Origin of the sequence: Flavobacterium dankookense (genome assembly GCF_004362665.1) — a bacterium.
Taxonomy (GTDB): Bacteria; Bacteroidota; Bacteroidia; order Flavobacteriales; family Flavobacteriaceae; genus Flavobacterium; species Flavobacterium dankookense.
In genome coordinates this window covers 252,399-273,399 of record NZ_SNXR01000011.1, presented here as the reverse complement: position 1 = coordinate 273,399, position 21,001 = coordinate 252,399, and the positions used below count along the sequence as shown (strand labels likewise).

Here is a 21,001-nt window from a genome sequence, read left to right as displayed (position 1 = left end):
ATTAACTGAAACAAAAGTAATTAGAATAGCAGAAACTTAATTTAAAATTTGATTAATTTTTTAAAAATGAAAAAATAAATCTTCATGCTAAATCGAAAATATTTTTTATTAGTTTTACAAAATACAAACAACACAACTACTAACTTTTAAAGTATTGTGTATTTCATTATTTATCAGATGATTACAAATATTTTTAAACAAATAAAATTTTAATGAGTTTAAATTCTACAAACGAAATCGATATAGTTAAGGCTATTTCTTCAAAAATTAATGATGTTGACTTTGAAAATCTTTCTTTTGGAAGCACTTTTACTGACCATATGTTGGTTTGTGATTTCAAAGAAGGACATTGGCAAAAACCAATTATAAAACCTTATGAACCGTTTATGATTGATCCATCTGCCAAGGTGTTTCATTATGGACAAGCTATTTTTGAAGGAATGAAAGCCTATAAAGGTGAAAATAATTCCGTTTGGCTTTTCCGTCCTGAAGAAAACTTAATCCGTTTTAATAAATCAGCCGTGAGAATGGCCATGCCAGAAGTTCCTGGAAGCATTTTTATTGATGGACTGAAAACAATTTTAGATATTGAAAGAGATTGGGTAAAGAAAGGTTTAGGAAATACACTTTACATCAGACCATTTATGATTGCTGTTGGCTCAGGAGTTATTGCACAACCATCAACTCAATACCGATTTATGATTATTCTTTCGCCTGCAAAATCCTATTATTCTGGTGAGGTAAAAGTTATTATTGCTGAGCATTATAGTAGAGCTGCAAATGGTGGAATTGGTGCTGCAAAAGCCGCTGGAAATTATTCAGCTCAATTTTATCCTCAAAAATTGGCACAAGAAAAAGGATTCCAACAAATCATTTGGACCGATGATGCCACACACACTAAGCTAGAAGAAGCTGGAACGATGAATGTATTTTTCAGAATCAATGATACATTATATACAGCGCCAACTAGCGAAAGAATTCTTGATGGTGTTACTCGTAAAAGCTTAATCGACTTAGCTAAAAGAGAAGGAATAAATGTTGATGTGCGTTCGGTTTTAGTTGACGAATTAATTGCCGCTGCAAAAGACGGAAGCTTAAAAGAAATTTTTGGTGCAGGAACAGCAGCTGTGGTTAGTCCTATTGTTGGTTTTCAATATCAAGGAACGTATTATGAACTTCCAAAAATTGAAAACTCAATTGCGATGCAACTTAAAGATAAATTAACTAAAATTCAATATAAACTAGCAGAAGATACTTTTGGTTGGACTGTGGAAGTTTAAATTTTAGTTTTTATATAATAACTACAAACCCGATTTTCAATGAAAATCGGGTTTTGATTTTTAACAAATAACTCATCACAAAGAAATAATAACTCAAAACTATCTAATAATAAGTTACTTCATTTTTAACAAACAACTTACTTTATATTTGCTTTAGAAATTAAAACAACGATTTTGAAAAGTAAATACATCATAGTATCAATAATAAACTTTGCTTTCATAAGCTCTTTCGGTCAGATGCATAATGCAAAAATTGACAGTTTGAAACGAGTTGTAAAAGCAACTAAAATTGATACTACTCGAGCTAATCTTTACAATCAAATTGCAGACGAATACAAAGTTATTCATCCAGACTCTACTGCTGCATTTGCATTAAAAGCATCTACATTATCAAAACAAAAGAAATTTGAATTTGGTTATGCCACATCATTTATCAACTTAGGAAACGCAAAGATTATACTTGGTGATTATAAAAAAGCTAAACAAACCATCGAAAAAGCAATTCATTTATTTGAAAACTTAGTAGAAAACGAACCTGATAACAAACGAAACAAAATTGGATTGGCTAGAGCTTACGCTAGTTTTGGAGTAATATCATCAGAAGAAAATAATTATGGTTTAGCATTAGAAAATTATCAAAAATCGCTTCAACTTTATGTAAAACTAAATGAAAAAGTTGGTATTTCAAAAGCATACAACAATATCGGAATTGTTTATAAATCAGAAAGAAATAACAAAAAAGCACTAGAATATCTAAAAAAAGCGGCTAAAATTCAAGAAGAAATTGGAGAGCAGACATTACCTGTAACCTTTACCAATATTGGTGTTATTTATTTTGAAAAGAATGATTTAAAAAATGCTCTTATTTATTATTCAAAAGCAAAAAAAATATTTGAAACTATTGAAAATAAGCGTGGAAATGCTCTTTTATTAAATTATCTAGGCGATTTTTATAAGACGGAAAATAAAATAACCGAAGCAATTGAAAACTATAATGCTTCCATTGCAATGAGTGAAAGCATCGCTAATAAATTTGTTGCTTCATTAGCGTTATATAATCTAGGGCAATTGCATTATGAACAAAAACAAGTTGAGAAAGCACTTCCTTATGCTGAAAAATCATTACAATATGCAAAAGAAATTGGTGTTTTGGACCAAACCTTTCATTCTGAGAAATTACTAAGTGAAATTCACGAAATTAAAGGAAATGACAAGTTATCATTACAGCATTACAAAGCTTATATTCAAGCTCGCGACAGTATAATTAATTTAGAAAATAACAAAAAATTTCTTCGTGCTGAAATGAATTTTGAATACCAGATGAAAGAAAGTGTCTTGATGGAAAAGAGCAAACAAAATAAGTTGATTACTTTCTTTTCTATCATTGGTGGATTGTTGTTGATAGGTTTAGTATTTGTAATTTTCAACAGAAGACAAGTAAAACGCCGATTGACTTTGCAAAAAGAAGTTGCAGAATACGAACAAAAAGCATTACATCTGCAAATGAATCCACACTTTGTCTTCAACTGTTTGGGTTCTATTTCTAGTTTTATTGTTCAAAATGGAACCGATCAAGCATTGAAATACCTTTCAAAATTTTCAAAATTAATGCGATTAACACTTGAATATTCGAAAGGTTCGATTATTCCTATTGACAAAGAAATCGAGAGTTTACAGAACTACTTAGAGTTAGAACAACTACGTTTTCATAATAAGTTTGTCTTTAAAATTTCTTCAAGCGATTCCGTTGAATTTAATATGGGATTACCTCCGTTATTGATACAACCTTTTGTAGAAAACGCCATTCTTCATGGTTTAGTTCCAAAAGAAAGCAACGGAAAAATTGAAGTTTCCTTTGTCGTAAAAGAAAATCAGCTAGTTTGTACTATTACTGATGATGGAATTGGAATTTCCAAATCAAAAGAGATAAAACAAAATTCAATGCAAGCACATCAATCTATGGCATTGGAAATCACAAAAAAACGATTGGAAATTATGGAAGCAACCATATCAAAGTCGGCGCAAATCGAAATCAAAGAAATAGAAGAAAACAACAACATTAAAGGAACTCGAGTAACCTTGAAATTGCCAATACAATATATTCAATAATGATAACAGCAGTATTAATTGACGACGACAAACATCTAAGAACAGGTTTGAAAGCTTTGCTAGAACGTTATACCAACGAAATTCAAATCATTGGTGAAGCCGAAAGCGTAAAAACCGGTGTTGAGCTATTAAAAAGCTCCAATCCACAAGTTATTTTTCTTGACATCCATCTCAATGATGGAACTGGTTTTGACATACTTGAAAAACTTGGAAAAACAACTGCACATATTGTATTTATAACTGCTCATGAACAATATGCGGTGAAAGCATTTAAGTTTTCGGCATTAGATTTTATTTTAAAACCTGTTGATCCTGAAGAACTACAAAGTACAATTGTAAAAATAAAAGAAGTAGTTGGAAAAAGTAGCTCATTTGAACATATTGATTTATTGTTGGAAAACATTCGAAAAAAAGTAGATAATTTCAAAAGAATAGCACTTTCTACTAGTGATGGTATTCATTTATTTGAAGTGTCAGACATTATTCGATGTGAAGCAAAAGTGAATTATACTGAGTTTTTTATCAAAAATCATAAACCGCTTTTGATTTCAAGAACATTAAAAGAGTATGAAGAACTATTGACGGAACACGGCTTTGAACGCATTCATCAATCGCATTTAATTAATTTATCTTACCTAAAATCATATATCAAATCAGATGGTGGTTATGTGATTATGGCAGATAATACCAACATTCCCATTGCGCAAAGTAAAAAAGAACGACTGCAAGAATTAATTAAGAATTTTTAAAAACCATAACAAAACAAGATAAAGTAGTAATTATGAAAAAAATACTAATCCTACTAATGCTATTTACCGGGATGGTAAATGCTCAAATAGTGACTATTCCTGATGCTAATTTCAAAGCAAAATTGATTGCTGATGGATTTGACATCAATTCTGATGGAGAAATTCAACAAACAGAAGCCCAACAAGTTGGTTTTCTGGATGTGTCGGATAGCAATATTCAAGATTTAACAGGTATCACAAGCTTTACCAATTTAGGTATTTTGTATTGTTTTAATAATTCAATTACAAATTTGAATTTAACTGGTCTATTTGGTTTATATATAATAGATTGTTCAAATAATTCTATAAGTACATTAAATTTAACTGGGGTTTCAAATCTATCTTCACTTAGTTGCTCCAATAATCAACTCACAACTTTAAATGGTGTTGCTGATACTATAAATAACTTAATTTGTAACAATAATAAATTAACAAGTTTTAATGCTTCCAATTTGAACAATCTTCAATATTTGGATATATCACATAATAAAATTGCAACTTTTAATCTAAACGCACCAAACTTATCATCATTACTTTGCAGCTCAAATCTTTTAACAGCAATAGACATTAACAGTTTTACAAATTTAAATAATATTGATTGCTCCAATAACAAATTAACAGCCTTAAATATTACTAATCATTCTGCTTTAGTCTCAATTAATTGTATCGCAAACCCTGAATTAGTTACAGTTAATTTAAACAATTTAAGTAGTTTACAGTCACTGAATTTAACAGGAATAACTGATATTGGGAATGGATTTGATAGTCCTACTGGTAATCTTTCAAATTTAACTTTGATAAATGTACCTCAACTATCGCAACTTAATTGTTCTTATAATAAGATAGAAACATTAAATCTTGCTAATTTATCTAGTTTAACCTATTTAGATTGTTCTTTTAATTTACTAATTAATTTATCTCTAAACAATCTACCCAATTTAACAAATCTGACTTGCTATGTAAATAAATTTGAAAGTTTAGACCTTTCTAATCTAAGTGCTTTAACAACTTTTAGATGCGGAAGCGGATACCGAGTAAATGGTCAGATAACAAATGTATTGCAGAGTTTAAACCTAACTGGTTTGTCAAATTTAAATCGATTTGAATGTTATGAAACACTTATAACTAACCTAGATGTATCTGATTTGACCAATATCGAATATTTCTATTTTAACGGAATTCAAAATGCGGGAACATTAACTAGTATCGATGTTAATAGCTTAACTAATTTAAAGGAATTATCGTGTAACTTCACAGCATTGACCTCTCTTGATGTAAGCAACTTGGCTAATCTAGTAACATTAGATTGTTATCAAGGTCGAATTACAAACCTCGATGTAAATAATTTATTAAATCTAAAAAATCTAAATTGTTCACAAAATTATTTAGCTAATTTAAATCTAACAAACCTACCACTTCTTGAAAGTTTAAGTTGCTCTAGTAACCAACTTGAAACGTTAAATGTATCTAACTTAACTAGTTTAAAAACCCTATATTGTGGTTATAATTTACTCACAACACTAAACTTAAATGGATTAATTGCATTAGAAAATTTAGATTTTTCCAATAATAATTTAGGCTTAGCCAATATTAGTGGTATATCTACAAATTTAATAACGCTAGGTTGCGGGTTTAATAATTTGACAAGTTTAGACATTACAAGCTTTCCTGCATTAGAAAATTTAAACTGTCAAAACAATTTATTAAGCGATCTGAATTTGTCTGCAACAAACAATTTAAAAACATTAAATTGTAGTGGTAATCAGTTAACATCTCTTAACATTTCTAACTTGAGTAATTTAGTACAACTGGAATGTAGCAACAACAATTTAACCGCTATTGACACTAGTAATTCACCAATACTATCAACATTTCAATGTAATGAAAACTCCATTACTTCTTTAGATTTATCAAACAATCCACTTCTATATCTTTTAGGTTATACCAACAATCCGTTGTCCAATTTTAATGTAAATGATTTAGTGAACTTAAGAGTCTTATCCCTTTTCGATACGCAAACTAGCGTTTTAGATGTTTCGAATTTAGTCAATTTAGAAGTTTTGTTTTGTGATAATAACCTGCTGGAAACTATCGATGTAAGCAATTGTAAAAAATTAACTCAACTGACCTGCAGTAATAACCAACTGACTACTTTATTTATCAAAAATGGTATAAGCGAACAAAACTTAAACATTTCTCAAAATCCAAATCTGCAATACATTTGCGCTGATACACAACAATTATACGCACTTCAAACGCAGTTAAATGGCTTGGGTATGAACGCTACAGTTAGTAATTCGTATTGCTCTTTTACACCAGGAGGCAATTACAATACCATCACTGGTCTAACCATTTTTGATGATAACAACAACGGTTGTGAGATTACTGACGAAGTAAATCCGTTTATTAGATTAGACATTACTGATGGTGTGGAAACAGGTGCAACAGTAACCAATATTGATGGTAGCTATAATTATTTTACAAACGCTGGTAATTATACTATCACTCCAAATGTTGAAAACCCAACATGGTTTAATTTTTCACCAACTTCTGCCAATTTTAATTTTCTTGATAACAACAACAATATCTCTGCTCAAGACTTTTGTATCCAAGCGGTTGGCATACATAAGGATATAGAAGTAGTATTAATTCCTATTGATTTTGCTCGTCCTGGCTTTGATGCTGTCTACAAAATTGTGTATAAAAACAAAGGAAATCAAATGCATTCTGGCAGTGTTACACTATCGTTTGATGATGCAAGGTTAAATGTTATCGATGCTAACCCTACAGTAGATGCTAGTGTATTGAACCTTAAAACTTGGAATTTTACCAACCTAATGCCTTTTGAAAATAGAAGTATCACCGTAAAAATAAATGTAAACTCTCCACAAGAAACACCTGCTGTTAACAATGGTGATATTTTAAATTTTACAACTAGTATAACACCAGTCATTGATGATGAACTGCCTAGCGATAATTCATTTACTTTCAATCAAATAGTAGTGGGTTCTTATGACCCAAATGATATTACGTGTATTGAAGGCGAAACCGTTTCTCCAACAGAAATTGGCAAGTATTTGCATTATGTAATCAACTTCGAAAATCTAGGTACTTTCTATGCTGAAAATGTAGTTGTTAGAACCGAAATTGACACTACCAAATACGATATCGAAACGCTACAAGTTATGAACACCTCTAATCCTTCGAGTACAAGAATAAATGGCAATATTGTTGAATTTGTTTTTGAAGGAATAAATCTAGCTGCTGCAGCAGGTAATCCACCCGTTGGTGGACATGGAAACGTATTGTTTAAAATAAAAACTAAAAACAGTCTTCAAGTGAATGATGTGGTTTCTAAAAAAGCAAACATCTATTTCGATTACAACTTCCCAATTGCAACCAATGATGCGGAAACTACTTTTGCTGCCCTGAATAATGGCGATATTAAAATTGACAAAGGTATTACCATCTATCCTAACCCAACAAATGGCGTTATCACTATCAATAGTTTAACAACTCTTCAATCAGTTGCGCTATTCGATGTACAAGGAAGATTGATGGAAACACACCTACTTGACGAAATGACTACTACTATAAACATTACCAACAAAGCCAAAGGAATTTATTTCCTCAAAATAACTTCAGATAATGGAACTAAAGTAGAAAAGATTATCAAAGAATAAATTACTAGTTTTTTTTCTAAACTAAAACCCGATTTTTAAATTTAAATCGGGTTTTTTACTTCAAAATCTCCTCAAAATTGGGTTTAAAATAGTTTGGACCTTTCAATACTTTGCCGTCTTCTCTGTAAATAGGTTTCCCATCGTCTCCTAGTTTACTCATATTACTGCGCTGAATTTCGTCGAAAACAGCTTCAATTTTATGTTGCAATCCGTGTTCGAGTATTGTTCCGCAAAGGATGTAGAGCATATCGCCTAGCGCATCGGCTATTTCAACAATGTCATTATTTTGTACTGCTTCGAGGTATTCTTCGTTTTCTTCTTTCATTAAATCAAAGCGAAGTTTGTTTTTTTGTTCGCCCAAATCGGCTTTCATCGTTTGGCTAACACCAAGTCCAAAGGCGGTGTGAAATTCTGATACGGCAGTAAGTTGTTTTTGCATTGTAGATAAAATTAATTGATGATGCAAATTACAACATTCCAATACATTTGAGTAAATTTGTTGAAAATTTGAAATAAATGTTTACAACTGGTCAATGGATTTTTGCTGCACTGTTTTTAGTAGCATTCATAATAGTGATGTATTTTGCTTATGGAAAAGACAAAGCTTTACATCAAAAATTTTATAAAGGAAGTTATAAAATCCTGTTAGGTTTTTTACTTTTCATAGTGGTTTTGTTCCTTATTAAATTCTTCTTCAAGCGATAACAACTAGTTTATGAATATTTTAAAGTATTTAGCTATTCTAATCGTCCTACTCTTTTTGGCGTTAACAGTGTATATCGTTACTCAAAAAGGTGATTATCAAGTGTCGCGTTCTATGGTGTTAAAAACGCCAAGAACAGTGATATTTGATTATGTAAACGATTATAAAAACTGGGAAACCTTTAATGCAGCAAGCAAAGAGGACGATGGAATAACATTTACGTATCCGGCAAAAACAGCAGGAATTGGCGGAAGCTATACTTGGAATGGTAGCGATGGCGAAGGATTTATGAAAACTACTTTTGTAAAAGAAAACGATAGTATTGCCCAAAAAATGATTTTAGACGGAAATAGTTCTACCGTAAACTGGAAATTAAAAGATACTGTTGGCGGCACAAAAGTAACGATAAGTAGCAAAGGCAGTATTGGATTGTTTGATAAAATCACCACTTTCTTTTCAGGTGGCATTACTAGAATTTTAGAGAATTCCTATGAAAAAAGCTTGGCAAACCTAGATAAAACCTTGGCGTATGAAATGAAAACCTATTCCATTAAAAACAATGGAACAGTGCAGCGCGGTGCGGCTAACTTTTTAATGCAAACAGTTTCGTGCAAAAGAAAAAGCTTAGGTAGAAACATAAAAATTATCTTGCCTAGAATGGTTTACTTTTTCAAGAAAAACAATATCCCGATGGCTGGAAAACCATTCATACTTTATGATAATATAAGTTTAACGAATGATGTTGTAACGTTCTCCGTTTGTATTCCAACTACTCAAAAAATTGCTATTCAATCTGATAGTGATGTTGCTTCAGGAAGCATGGAAGCATTTACGTGTTTAAAAACTACACTTACAGGAGATTATTCACACCTTCCAGAAACATGGAAAAAAGCACAAACGTATATTGCTGACAATGGTTATAAACCCAACTTTGCAGGTAAATATGTAGAAGTATATACCAAAACCATTGATGACGTAAAAAACCCATCTAAGTGGACAACCGAGTTGTTAATTCCTGTTTTTCCTAAGGAAATTCCAGTGGTAAAACCAACGGTAACTTCGCCACAACAACCTGCAACGGTCGTTCAACCCGCAGTGGAAGAACCAGCAATAGAAGAAATTCCATAAATTTATGTAGCGGAATTAAACCTTTTCACTTAATTTTATTCCAATACTAAAATCCATCCATTGCAAGACGAAAAGGTTTTTATCAAAGAATTGCTTAACCCAAAAACGCAAAACACAGCGTTTCAAAAGCTCTTGCGCGACTATCAAAAACCGTTGTATAACCACATTCGAAACATTGTATTAAACCATGATGATGCCGATGATGTATTGCAAAACACTTTTGTAAAAGTATTTCAATACCTAAAGGATTTTAAAGGTGATAGTAAGCTATTCTCATGGATGTATCGTATTGCTACTAATGAAGCTATTACATTTATTAACCAAAAAGCAAAAAAAAATAACACCACTAGTGAAGCAATGCAAACTAAGATTGTTGATAATTTGAAAGCCGACAGCTATTTTGATGGAAATGAAATTCAACTCAAACTTCAAAAAGCAATTGCTTTACTTCCCGAAAAACAACAATTGGTCTTTAAAATGAAGTATTTTGAAGAAATTAAATACGAAGAAATGTCAAAGATTTTAGGAACGTCGGTTGGTGCTTTGAAAGCTTCCTACCATCATGCGGTAAAAAAAATAGAAGATTTTATGAATGCTAATTAAACCATTTGCTACTAATTTTGTCAAAAGAATATGAAAAACTTTAGCCTAGATAATGAACCCAAAATAGAAACTGGTTTTAGAGTACCAGAAAACTATTTTGTTACATTATCAGAAAAAATTAACGACAAGCTACCAAGTGAAACACCAAAAGTTATTCCGCTTTATAAAAAGAAAAAAGTTTGGATGTATAGCGTTGCTGCGGTTGCAGTGGTGAGTATGTCTATTTTATTGGTTCAGCAATTCAATACAAAACCAAGTCTAGATAGCGAATTTCTAGAAAATTATATCTCACAAAATACATCCGTTTCGCAAGATGATATCATTGACCTCTTGGAACAAGAAGACATTGAGAAACTAAAAGTAGATTACAATCTCGAAGAAGACCTTATTGAAGAAACATTAATAAACAGTTCTGATTTAGAACACTATTTAACAAATTAATATTATGAATATCAAATCACTACTAGCATTTATACTACTGATTACAACTACACTTTCGTTCTCTCAAAACGGGCGACTTTTAAAGCAGAAAAAAGAACAAGTTAAATCAATAAAAGTAGCTTACATCACCAATGAATTAAATTTAACGCCAGATGAAGCAACTAAATTTTGGCCTTTATACAATGAGTTTGAAGAAAAACAAAACCAAATCAGAAGAGAAAAATTAAAAGCGCATTTAAACCGAATAGACGATACTGATTTTGATAACCTTTCCGAAAAAGAAGCCACTACACTACTCGCTCAAATGGAAAGCTCAGAAGACGAATTGCATTTGTTACGCAAAAAATTTGTAGCCAATTTAAAAAACGTTTTGCCAGCTACAAAAATCCTAAAACTAAAAAAAGCAGAAGACGGATTTAACAAAAAACTATTGCAACAAATCAGAGAAAAACGAGGAAGATAATTTCAATTTATAATACTTCATTTTACTGCTAACAGCAACTAATCTTTAGTTGCTGTTTTGTTTTTGGATGTTTTCATTTAATTTATAGTTTTTGAATATATTTGTAGAAACAACTAAACTACAATGCAATTCAATCCTGATGATTTAGAACGCTCAGCAGTATACAAACTGCTTACAGGTTCAATAATTCCTAGACCAATTGGTTGGATTTCTTCCATTAGCGAAGACGGAATTAACAACCTTGCTCCTTTTTCCTATTTCAATATGCTTGGCGATGATCCGCCACATGTTATGTTTTCTACTCGAAGAGATAACGACAAAAACAAAGACACATTAAACAATGTTCTAGCAACTAAACAATTTGTCGTGAATATGGTTACCGAAGATACTGTTGAGCAAATGAACACCACATCCCAAAGTATTCCTGCTGACGAAAGTGAATTTGATTTAGCTAATCTTAGACCAATTCCATCTATAAAAGTAAAACCAATGCGCGTCAAAGAAAGTAAAATTCATTTTGAATGTGAATTAGTGCATCATTATTTTCTTGAAGGACATCAACAAGGTGGCGCTTGCGTTGTTATTGGACGTATTGTCATGATGCATTTTGATGATCAAGTATTGTTAGAAGACTATAAAATCAACTTAGAAACATACAAACCTGTATCGAGATTAGCCGGTTCAAATTATAGTAAAATAGGTGAGATTTTTTCAATAAAAAGAAGTTGACAATATCAAAAGTCAAACTCAAAATTCAACTTCAATAATTTGTGAAAATTTGAGAAAACTGTGTTTAATAAAAATATAAAATGAGGATAAGATTGCTTCTTTCCTTGCAATGACAACATGAAAATAACAGTAATTGGTGGCGGTCCAGGCGGATTGTACTTTTCGATATTAACAAAAAAAGCACGTCCTGATTGGGAAATAACCGTGTACGAACGCAATAAACCCGATGACAGTTTCGGTTTTGGAGTTGTTTTTTCAGATGAAACCTTAAGCGAATTCCTAAAAAGAGACATGCAATCCTACGATTTAATTCGTTCAAATTTTGCTTATTGGGATGATATCATCATTGCTCGCGATGGACAAAGTGTAAACATAGCTGGGAATGGATTTTGTGGCTGTTCCAGAAAAAAATTGTTACAATTACTGCATCAACGTTGCCTTGAAGAAGGTATAAAACTGCACTTCGAACAAAATATTAACGACTTATCTCAATTTTCAAATTCAGATATTATTGTGGCTTGTGATGGTATCGGAAGTCAGATTAGAACACAGTTTCAAGACCAATTTGGAACAAAAATAGCATTGAAACAAAATCGTTTTGTGTGGTGTGGTTCAACAAAACCATTGGATGCTTTTACTTATTTTTTTAGAAATACAGAACACGGATTGATTGTAGCTCATTCTTATCAATACGAACCAGGAATGAGCACATGGATTTTTGAATGTAGTAATGAAACTTGGGAAAAACATGGGTTTGAAATCACCAATGAAGCCGATACTGTTTCAAAAATCGAAACTATTTTTGCTCAAGAATTAGATGGTCATTCATTAATTACTAATAAATCCAATTGGCGTCAATTCCCTCATATTACCAACGAAAAATGGTATCATAAAAACATCGTTCTTCTCGGCGATGCCAAAGCCACGGCACATTATTCCATCGGTTCAGGAACAAAATTAGCCATGGATAGCGCCATTGGTCTGTCTGATGCTGTTTTAGCAAATCCAAATGATGTGCAAGCTGCTTTTCAACAGTATGATAAATCCAGGAGAAATACAGTTGAAATGATACAACATGCAGCATTGGTATCGCTTGATTGGTTTGAAAATATGGATAGAAACAACCAACATCCATTTTACCAATTTGCATTCGGATGCATGACCCGTTCTAAAAAAGTAACTTTCGAAAATCTTCGTTTGCGCGATAAATCATTTACAGATAAGGTTTTAAGTGAATTCAATAATAAAAATCAAATTGTCACATCGAGCGCAGTCGAGATGCCAGCTGCATTTTCAAAATTCAAATTGCGAAATTTAGAACTCCAAAACCGAATTGTAATGTCATCCATGGGACAATATTCAGCAAAAAATGGTTTGGTAAACGATTGGCATTTTCAACACTATACATCCAGAGCGATTGGTGGTTTAGGATTAATAATGACTGAAATGACGGCTGTTTCAGAAACTGGACGTATTACTTTAGGTTGTGCAGGTATTTATAATGAAAATCAAATAAATGAATGGAAAAGAATAACTAATTTCATTCATCAAAATACACAAACTAAAATCGGAATTCAATTAGGTCATTCAGGTCGAAAAGGTGGTTCTAAAATTCCGTGGGAAGAAAATTTTTCTGGTGAAAATTGGGAATTACTTTCGGCTTCGGCTGTTCCTTTTAATGAAAATGCTGCAACACCAACAGAAATGACTTTATCAGATATGGATTTGGTTACTTCTCAATTCATACAAGCAACAAAAAATGCAGATGAAACCGATTTTGACATGATAGAATTGCAAGCACATCATGGATTTTTATTGGCTTCCTTCCTATCGCCGTTGACTAATATTCGAAATGATAAATTTGGCGGAAGCATCGAAAACCGATTAAAATTTCCTTTACGTGTTTTCACCGAAATGCGAAACGTTTTTCCAAAAGAAAAACCAATGTCGGTTCGAATTTCAGCAACAGATTGGACAGAAAACGGAATTTCAGACGAAGATGTAATCGCAATTGCAACGGCTTTTAAAAACGCTGGAGCAGATATCATCAATGTATCATCTGGAAATACTGTAGCTAATCAAAAACCCCAAACAGGAAGAATGTGGCAAGTTCCGTTTTCAGATACTATTCGAAATACAGTAAATATTCCAACGATTACTGCTGGAAACATAACCGATATCGATCAAATAAACACCATAATTTTAAATGGTAAAGCTGATTTAGTGGCTTTAGGAAAACCGATGTTGCTCGATGCTAATTTTGTGCGCAACGCACAAGCCTATGAACAATTTCAACCTGAAGATATTCCAAATCAATACAAAATGGGAATTTCACATTTATATCCATTAAAAGCTTCAGAACGAAGACAAACCGAAGGAATGAAAAAAGCGTTGAAACCGAAGAGCAACAAGAAATAATCATGAATTAGAAATTATTTTATGAAACATTACGAAGATAATTTTACACACAACAATCTTCCTAATCAGGATTTACAACCTGATTATACTTTCTTGGATTTACCGCAATTCAGTCATTCAGATCCCGAAATTTCGGGACCAAATTGTGTTCATCGATTATTGGATTATCATATCGAAATTGGAAATGGTAACAACATTTGCATTCGTACATTCACAGAAACTTGGAACTATCAAGATTTATATGAAAAAGCCAATCAAATTGCTCATGTTTTAGTGGATGATTTGGGATTAAAATCAGGAAATAGAGTTTTAATTCGTTCTGCTAACAATCCAATGATGGTCGCTTGTTGGTTTGCCATTTTAAAAGCTGGCGGAATTGTAGTTGCAACCATGCCACTTCTTCGCTCCAAAGAATTAACAACCATAATTAATTGTGCCGAAATCAGTCATGCCTTTTGCGACAGCGAATTATCCGAAGAAATGAATTTTGTAAAATCAGATTTTCTACAAGAAGTCTGCTTCTACAGAAATGGAAATTTGGAACAATTAATGACTACCAAACCCAAAACTTTTGATAATTTTCATTCCAAAGCTGACAGTGTTGCGCTAATCGGATTTACTTCGGGAACAACAGGTTTGCCAAAAATGACGGCTCACTATCATAGAGACATTTTAAATATTTGCGAAGCTTTTCCAAATTATTCATTACAACCAACTCAAAATGATGTATTTACAGGAAGTCCGCCAATTGGATTTACCTTTGGTCTAGGTGGATTGGTTTTATTCCCAATGTATTTTGGAGCATCAACATTTTTAATAGAAAAACCTTCGCCAGACCTTTTGCTACAAGCCATACAAGATTACAAAATAACCATATGTTTCACAGCACCAACGGCTTGGCGAATTATAACAACCAAAGTAAATGAATTTAATATTTCCAGCTTACGCAAATGTGTTTCAGCAGGAGAAACGCTACCCTTGAAAGTTTGGCAAGATTGGTATGAAGCTACTGGTTTGAAAATCATCGATGGTATTGGCGCAACCGAACTTTTGCATATCTTTATATCGTCCAACGAAACCAATATCAAATCTGGTGCAACTGGCTTACCAATAACAGGTTACGAAGCAAAAATTATTGATACAAACGGAAATGAAGTCCCAAGAAATCAAGCCGGAAGATTGGCAGTTCGTGGCATTACAGGTTGCAAATATCTAAATCGTAAAGAAAAACAAAAAGAATATGTCGAAAACGGTTGGAACATCACAGGCGATATATTTCGTCAAGACGAAGACGGCTATTTTTGGTTCGTAGCTCGTGGCGACGACATGATTATTTCCGCTGGATACAACATTGCAGCGATTGAAGTAGAAAGTGTTTTACTAACCCATGAAGCTATTTTAGAATGTGCAGTAGTTGGTTTGCCCGACGAAGAACGTGGCATGTTAGTTTGTGCGCACATTGTTTTAAAAGAAAAATCAAACGCGTCAGAAAACATGAAAAATCACATTCAACATTGGTTCAAGCAAGTCGCTGCACCATACAAATATCCAAGAGTAATTTATTTTGTTGAAACATTACCCAAAACAGAAACTGGTAAAATTCAACGATTTAAATTAAAAAGTTAGTTATTTTTTGGAGCTATTTCCAGCTATCCGTTGCAATCTTTTCTTTTTTTAAAGAAAAAAAGAAAAGGATTTCCACTACTATCTGGGCTAAAACATCAGGAATGACTAGTAACAAATTTAAAATCCGTGTTAATCTGTAAAATCAGTTTAATCCGTGGCAAAAAATAAGTAAAATAAACACAATCATCAGAATTCGTGCAAATTTGTGCAATTCGAGTAAAAAATAACAAATGAAATTCATAAAACAAGAAAAAATACGTTTCAAACACATCGACTATGCCGGAATAGTTTTCTATCCACGATTTTTAGAAATGCTCAATGATTTAGTAGAAGACTGGTTTGAAGAAGCATTAGAAAGACCATTTTCCAAAATTCACGAAACCAACGGAATTCCAACCGTTGACCTAAAAGTGCAATTCAAAAATGCAGCAAGAATTGGCGAAATTCTAACCAAATCACTTTGGGTAAAAGAACTAAAAAACTCCTCCATCATCTGCGGATTTCAATTTATAAATGAAAAAGAAAAAACCGTACTCGAAGGCGAAGTAACACTCGTAAACGTAGCCATTCAAGAAGACCGACAAAGCATCAAAGCCGAAGCTTTCAACGAGGAAATGAAGGAAAAAATTATGAATTACAAATTAGAAATTACGAAATAAAAATCCGTTAAAATCCGCGTTTGTAAATCCGTTTCATCCGCGTTCAAAAAAAAATAGAATATGGAATTCAAAAAATTCAAAGCCGCAACCGTACAAACATCACCAGTTTTTTTAAACGTAGAAAAAACGATTGACAAAGCCATTTCTTTCATCAAAGAAGCCAGTCAAAACGGAGCACAATTAATCGCTTTTCCCGAAGTTTTCATTGCGGGTTATCCGTATTGGAATTGGATCATGACACCAGTACAAGGAAGTAAATGGTACGAAGAATTATATAAATCTTCTGTAAAAGTTACCGATGCTTCGATGCAATCCTTGTTTCAAGCAGCAAAAGATTATAATATCCATATAGTAATCGGCATCAACGAACGCGGCGATAGTTATGGTGAAATTTACAACACCAATTTAATCATCGACAACAACGGAAACCTAATTGGAAAACATAGAAAACTAGTACCAACTTGGGCAGAAAAGCTCACTTGGACATCGGGCGACGGTTCTTCTTTAAAAGTATACAATACAGAAATTGGACCAATTGGAACGTTGGCATGTGGTGAAAACACCAATACATTAGCACGTTTCACGTTACTTTCACAAGGCGAATTAATTCACATTGCCAACTACATTTCGCTTCCAGTTGCGCCACCAGATTACGATATGGCAGAAGCAATCAAAATTAGAGCAGCCGCACATTCATTCGAAGGAAAATTATTTACTATCGTTTCGTGTTCAACGATTTCGCAAGAAATAAAAGATGCCTTGCGTGCCGATGTTCCCAATGTTGACGAACTATTAGACCGAAAAAGTTCTGCTTTTTCAGGATTTATTGGTCCAAATGGTGCTGTAATTGGTGATCCATTAATTGACGACGAAGGAATTGTGTACGCCGATATCGATTTGCAGAAATGCATCCAACCCAAACAAATGCACGACATTCTCGGACATTACAATAGATTTGATATTTTTGATTTGCGAGTAAACATTGCTCCTACTAGAAAAATTACATTTATTGATAATCATGAGGAGTTTAATAAGAGATAGTAGTTAAACCATTAAGGAATTAAGTTTCATTAAGAGATAACTTAATTTTCTTAACTATCTTAATTGTTAAAAAAAAATAATAGTTATGAACGAAAATCATTCAGACGATCAAATAGGAAGAGCGCGAGTTCACGACACACCAGAACTCGAGGCATACTACAAAGAACTAGAAACCCTTGGCGCTGGCGCATTATGGACCGTTGCCAATGACATCGAGCCTTGGGAACCAAGAAGTTCATCAGTTCCAATGCTTTGGAAATACGACGACTTGAGAGAATTAGTACTAAAATCATCCGAATTAGTTACGCCAGAACAAGCTGGAAGACGCGTTGTTTATTTGGTAAACGACAAACGAAAAGACGTTTCTGCAGCTGTTGGTTGGTTGTACACCGGAATTCAAGTTACACGTCCAGGCGAAAGTACATCAGCACACAAACACAAAGCTTCGGCATTGCGTTTCATCATGGAAGGCGAAGGCGGATATACTGTGGTTGATGGAAATAAAATCACATTTGAAGTCAACGATTTTGTGATTACGCCAAACTCAACATGGCACGAACATGGCGTTGATGCAAACGGAAAAACCTGCATCTGGCAAGACGGTTTAGATATTCCATTAGTAAATGCGCTCGAAGCCAATGATTATGCGGTTTATGATGGCAAACAACCATTAGATTTTCCAGTAAATTATTCACCATTAACCTACGGAACTTCCGGATTTATTCCAGCTGATAAAATTTGGGACAAACCGTATTCGCCATTATTCAAATATTCTTGGAAAACCGTTTATCCTGCGTTGTTAGAAGCTGTAAAAGTCAATGAAATCAATCCATTTGATGGAATTTTGATGCACTATTCCAATCCGTTAACTGGCGGACATGTGATGCAAACGATGAGTGCATCAATGCAATCATTACCAGCCAATTTCAAAGGAAAAGCACACAAACATACAGGTTCATTTGTGTATCAATGTGCCAAAGGAAAAGGATATTCCATCATCAACGGAAAACGATTTGACTGGAAAGAGCGCGATATTTTCTGTGTTCCGTCTTGGGCTTGGCACGAACACCACAATTTATCCGAAACAGAAGATGCTTGCTTGTTTTCGTTCAACGATTTGCCAGTTATAGAAAAACTAGGATTGTATCAATCTCGAGAAATGGAAGAAAATAACGGACATCAGAAAATAGAATAAAGAAAATAGACTAAAGAAAATAGATTTTAAACTTGGCGCCTTAGCGTCTTAGCGGCATAAACATGAAACTACTTACCTACAAAACACAAGACACCGAACCAAGATTGGGCTTCATCTACAACAATCAAGTTATCGACATGGAAGATTTTGGCGAAATATCCAACTTTCCATTACCAAATGATATGTTGGACCTAATCGATATGGGATTTGAAATCATAGCTGAAATCACCGAAATGGTTTCTGAAACTCCAGAAAATTTCTTCGAAGAAATCTGTTACGAAATGGACGAAGTAACCATACTTGCTCCAATCGAAAAACCTAGAAAAAATATCATCGGAATTGGTTTGAACTATACCGAACACGTTGCCGAAAGCGCAAGAACATTGGATACAACAGGGAAATTACCGCAAAAACCAATCATATTTTCAAAACCGCCAACAACCGTTACAGCTACAAATACTGAAATTATCAAAAATACCAAACTAACCGAACAATTGGATTGGGAAGTGGAATTGGCAGTTGTAATTGGCAAAAAAGGAAAATACGTTGCTAAAGCAGATGCTATGGATTATGTTTTTGGTTACACTGTAATCAACGATATTTCGGCACGTGATTGTCGTCGTGAAGGTCAATGGATAGTTTCTAAAGGTCAGGATACCTTTGCACCGATGGGACCAATTTTGGTTACCAAAGACGAAATTGAAAATCCGCACAACTTGAATTTATCATTAAAAGTAAACGGCGTTGAAAAACAAAATTCGAATACTAAATTCTTACTTTTCAACATCAATGATTTAATTGAAGATTTAAGTATAGTTTTCACTTTAGAACCAGGCGATATCATTGCAACTGGAACACCATCTGGTGTTGGCGCTGGCAGAAATCCACAAGAATGGTTGTACGATGGTGATGTTGTAGAAGCAACTGTCGAAGGAATTGGAACGATTGTGAATACGGTTAAGGAGATTTAAAAAAGTGTTCAGTGCTCAGTGCTCAGTGTTCAGTAATTAGTATCTGAGCAACTTTTAAACTTTTAAACCATAAACTTTTAAACTAAAAATGAAATACAGAATAGGACAAATAGTTCCATCAAGTAATGTAACGATGGAAACCGAAATACCAGCAATCTTTCGTTCTCGTGAAACCATTTTACCCGAACGTTTTACTTTCCATTCGAGCAGAATGCGAATGAAAAAAGTAACAAAAGAAGAACTCGAAGCCATGGATGCCATGAGTTTGAAATGCGCACAAGAACTTTCTGATGCACATGTTGACGTTATGGGTTACGCTTGTTTGGTAGCGATAATGAGCATGGGACGAGGATATCATTGCGTTTCGGAAGTGAATTTACATCAGGAAACTGTAGCCAATGACTCTCCTACTCCAATTGTAACTTCTGCTGGAGCTTTAATTAACGGATTAAAAGTTTTAGGTGCAAAACAAATTTCGATTATTACACCTTACATGCGACCATTAACCGACATGGTTGTAGATTACATCGAACATCAAGGCATTAAAGTAAAAGAAAGTATTGCTTTGGAAATTCCCGATAACTTGGAAGTGGCAGCTCAAAATCCGTTGAATTTATTGGAAATTTACAAGCAATTGGATTTGACTGATGTTGATGTTTTAGTAATTTCTGCATGCGTTCAAATGCCATCATTAGAAGCAATTGATTTAATTCAAGCAGAATGTGGAATTCCTGTTACATCTGCCGCAGTTTGTACTACCTTTGAAATGATGAAGAAACTCGGCATCGAAACCAAATCGGCAATCGGTGGAGAACTTCTAAACGGTAAATACTAAATATCATGGAATGGAACGTAATTGACGGAAAACTAGTAAACAATTTCAAGTTTAAATCACAAACTGAATTAGCACAATTTCTATTAAAAGTAGCCAATTACGCTGATGAAATCAACCATCATCCCGATTGTAAAATCCATAAAGCCTTTCAACTTGAAATCTCTTTATACAGTCACGATAAAAATGCAATAACCGATTTAGATCATCAACTAGCTCAAAAAATTGACACTTTAATTAATTAAAAAAAGAAAATCTATGAAGAACTTAATCGCATTAATCGGAGCATTTTTTGCAGCAAAGAACACAAAATTCGGATGTTTAGGAACAAT

Annotated in this window: 19 protein-coding genes; 18 read left to right on the top strand and 1 reads right to left on the bottom strand. The window is 33.3% G+C overall.

The window, feature by feature from the left end:
* The first annotated feature begins 212 nt into the window (after positions 1-212).
* The 4 genes from BC748_RS02360 to BC748_RS02345 all read left to right on the top strand — a co-directional run bounded on the left by BC748_RS02360 (position 213) and on the right by BC748_RS02345 (position 7,860).
* A complete protein-coding gene (locus BC748_RS02360; protein WP_133531856.1) occupies positions 213-1,280 on the top strand; it encodes a branched-chain amino acid aminotransferase in 1,068 nt (355 codons plus the stop codon).
* A 261-nt stretch (positions 1,281-1,541) separates the two neighbouring features.
* Positions 1,542-3,389: a tetratricopeptide repeat-containing sensor histidine kinase gene (locus BC748_RS02355; protein ID WP_162846388.1), complete on the top strand. Its 1,848-nt coding sequence runs from the start codon at positions 1,542-1,544 to the stop codon at positions 3,387-3,389.
* Complete coding sequence (locus tag BC748_RS02350) at positions 3,389-4,138, top strand: LytR/AlgR family response regulator transcription factor (protein WP_133531854.1); 750 nt, start codon at positions 3,389-3,391, stop codon at positions 4,136-4,138. Before BC748_RS02355 ends, BC748_RS02350 begins: the two co-directional genes overlap by 1 nt.
* Positions 4,139-4,170: 32 nt before the next feature.
* Positions 4,171-7,860: a DUF7619 domain-containing protein gene (locus BC748_RS02345; RefSeq protein ID WP_133531853.1), complete on the top strand. Its 3,690-nt coding sequence runs from the start codon at positions 4,171-4,173 to the stop codon at positions 7,858-7,860.
* Positions 7,861-7,915: 55 nt separating this feature from the next.
* Here the strand turns inward: BC748_RS02345 and BC748_RS02340 are convergent, their stop codons facing one another.
* Positions 7,916-8,299, bottom strand: coding sequence for a pyrophosphohydrolase domain-containing protein (locus BC748_RS02340; RefSeq protein ID WP_133531852.1), 384 nt, complete (start codon positions 8,297-8,299; stop codon positions 7,916-7,918).
* 77 nt (positions 8,300-8,376) lie between these two features.
* On the opposite strand from BC748_RS02340, the gene BC748_RS02335 reads away from it, so the two are divergent.
* The 14 genes from BC748_RS02335 to BC748_RS02270 all read left to right on the top strand — a co-directional run bounded on the left by BC748_RS02335 (position 8,377) and on the right by BC748_RS02270 (position 20,914).
* Complete coding sequence (locus BC748_RS02335) at positions 8,377-8,565, top strand: hypothetical protein (RefSeq protein WP_133531851.1); 189 nt, start codon at positions 8,377-8,379, stop codon at positions 8,563-8,565.
* 10 nt (positions 8,566-8,575) lie between these two features.
* Positions 8,576-9,691, top strand: a complete 1,116-nt coding sequence (locus BC748_RS02330; RefSeq protein ID WP_133531850.1) for an SRPBCC family protein — start codon at positions 8,576-8,578, stop codon at positions 9,689-9,691.
* Between the two features lie 60 nt (positions 9,692-9,751).
* A complete protein-coding gene (locus BC748_RS02325; protein ID WP_133531849.1) occupies positions 9,752-10,294 on the top strand; it encodes an RNA polymerase sigma factor in 543 nt (180 codons plus the stop codon).
* A 30-nt stretch (positions 10,295-10,324) separates the two neighbouring features.
* Positions 10,325-10,735, top strand: a complete 411-nt coding sequence (locus tag BC748_RS02320; protein ID WP_133531848.1) for a hypothetical protein — start codon at positions 10,325-10,327, stop codon at positions 10,733-10,735.
* A 4-nt stretch (positions 10,736-10,739) separates the two neighbouring features.
* Entirely contained in the window at positions 10,740-11,198 is a 459-nt protein-coding gene (locus BC748_RS02315) for a sensor of ECF-type sigma factor (protein ID WP_133531847.1), read from the top strand.
* A gap of 123 nt (positions 11,199-11,321) precedes the next feature.
* The gene (locus BC748_RS02310) at positions 11,322-11,927 is read left to right on the top strand and encodes a flavin reductase family protein (protein ID WP_133531846.1); all 606 of its coding nucleotides are present in this window, start codon (positions 11,322-11,324) and stop codon (positions 11,925-11,927) included.
* 117 nt (positions 11,928-12,044) lie between these two features.
* Entirely contained in the window at positions 12,045-14,345 is a 2,301-nt protein-coding gene (locus BC748_RS02305) for an oxidoreductase (RefSeq protein ID WP_133531845.1), read from the top strand.
* A gap of 21 nt (positions 14,346-14,366) precedes the next feature.
* Entirely contained in the window at positions 14,367-15,971 is a 1,605-nt protein-coding gene (locus BC748_RS02300; protein WP_133531844.1) for an AMP-binding protein, read from the top strand.
* Between the two features lie 230 nt (positions 15,972-16,201).
* Complete coding sequence (locus tag BC748_RS02295; RefSeq protein ID WP_133531843.1) at positions 16,202-16,630, top strand: acyl-CoA thioesterase; 429 nt, start codon at positions 16,202-16,204, stop codon at positions 16,628-16,630.
* A 60-nt stretch (positions 16,631-16,690) separates the two neighbouring features.
* On the top strand, positions 16,691-17,671 hold the full coding sequence (locus tag BC748_RS02290; RefSeq protein ID WP_133531842.1) for a carbon-nitrogen hydrolase family protein: 981 nt from the start codon (positions 16,691-16,693) through the stop codon (positions 17,669-17,671).
* An 85-nt stretch (positions 17,672-17,756) separates the two neighbouring features.
* The gene (locus BC748_RS02285) at positions 17,757-18,866 is read left to right on the top strand and encodes a cupin domain-containing protein (protein ID WP_133531841.1); all 1,110 of its coding nucleotides are present in this window, start codon (positions 17,757-17,759) and stop codon (positions 18,864-18,866) included.
* A 62-nt stretch (positions 18,867-18,928) separates the two neighbouring features.
* Positions 18,929-19,837, top strand: a complete 909-nt coding sequence (locus BC748_RS02280; protein ID WP_133531840.1) for a fumarylacetoacetate hydrolase family protein — start codon at positions 18,929-18,931, stop codon at positions 19,835-19,837.
* A gap of 88 nt (positions 19,838-19,925) precedes the next feature.
* Positions 19,926-20,672: a maleate cis-trans isomerase family protein gene (locus BC748_RS02275; RefSeq protein WP_281275063.1), complete on the top strand. Its 747-nt coding sequence runs from the start codon at positions 19,926-19,928 to the stop codon at positions 20,670-20,672.
* A gap of 5 nt (positions 20,673-20,677) precedes the next feature.
* Positions 20,678-20,914, top strand: coding sequence for a 4a-hydroxytetrahydrobiopterin dehydratase (locus BC748_RS02270; protein WP_133531839.1), 237 nt, complete (start codon positions 20,678-20,680; stop codon positions 20,912-20,914).
* The last annotated feature ends 87 nt before the right edge of the window (positions 20,915-21,001 follow it).

What these genes read in the sequence shown, in the direction of transcription:
- BC748_RS02360 (WP_133531856.1), top strand. Translation starts at nt 213, where the DNA reads ATGAGTTTAAATTCTACAAACGAAATCGATATAGTTAAGGCTATTTCT.
- BC748_RS02285 (WP_133531841.1), top strand. Translation starts at nt 17,757, where the DNA reads ATGAACGAAAATCATTCAGACGATCAAATAGGAAGAGCGCGAGTTCAC.
- BC748_RS02310 (WP_133531846.1), top strand. Translation starts at nt 11,322, where the DNA reads ATGCAATTCAATCCTGATGATTTAGAACGCTCAGCAGTATACAAACTG.
- BC748_RS02335 (WP_133531851.1), top strand. Translation starts at nt 8,377, where the DNA reads ATGTTTACAACTGGTCAATGGATTTTTGCTGCACTGTTTTTAGTAGCA.
- BC748_RS02275 (WP_281275063.1), top strand. Translation starts at nt 19,926, where the DNA reads ATGAAATACAGAATAGGACAAATAGTTCCATCAAGTAATGTAACGATG.
- BC748_RS02345 (WP_133531853.1), top strand. Translation starts at nt 4,171, where the DNA reads ATGAAAAAAATACTAATCCTACTAATGCTATTTACCGGGATGGTAAAT.
- BC748_RS02300 (WP_133531844.1), top strand. Translation starts at nt 14,367, where the DNA reads ATGAAACATTACGAAGATAATTTTACACACAACAATCTTCCTAATCAG.
- BC748_RS02320 (WP_133531848.1), top strand. Translation starts at nt 10,325, where the DNA reads ATGAAAAACTTTAGCCTAGATAATGAACCCAAAATAGAAACTGGTTTT.
- BC748_RS02295 (WP_133531843.1), top strand. Translation starts at nt 16,202, where the DNA reads ATGAAATTCATAAAACAAGAAAAAATACGTTTCAAACACATCGACTAT.
- BC748_RS02340 (WP_133531852.1), bottom strand. Translation starts at nt 8,299, where the DNA reads ATGCAAAAACAACTTACTGCCGTATCAGAATTTCACACCGCCTTTGGA.
- BC748_RS02270 (WP_133531839.1), top strand. Translation starts at nt 20,678, where the DNA reads ATGGAATGGAACGTAATTGACGGAAAACTAGTAAACAATTTCAAGTTT.
- BC748_RS02290 (WP_133531842.1), top strand. Translation starts at nt 16,691, where the DNA reads ATGGAATTCAAAAAATTCAAAGCCGCAACCGTACAAACATCACCAGTT.
- BC748_RS02330 (WP_133531850.1), top strand. Translation starts at nt 8,576, where the DNA reads ATGAATATTTTAAAGTATTTAGCTATTCTAATCGTCCTACTCTTTTTG.
- BC748_RS02315 (WP_133531847.1), top strand. Translation starts at nt 10,740, where the DNA reads ATGAATATCAAATCACTACTAGCATTTATACTACTGATTACAACTACA.
- BC748_RS02280 (WP_133531840.1), top strand. Translation starts at nt 18,929, where the DNA reads ATGAAACTACTTACCTACAAAACACAAGACACCGAACCAAGATTGGGC.
- BC748_RS02350 (WP_133531854.1), top strand. Translation starts at nt 3,389, where the DNA reads ATGATAACAGCAGTATTAATTGACGACGACAAACATCTAAGAACAGGT.
- BC748_RS02305 (WP_133531845.1), top strand. Translation starts at nt 12,045, where the DNA reads ATGAAAATAACAGTAATTGGTGGCGGTCCAGGCGGATTGTACTTTTCG.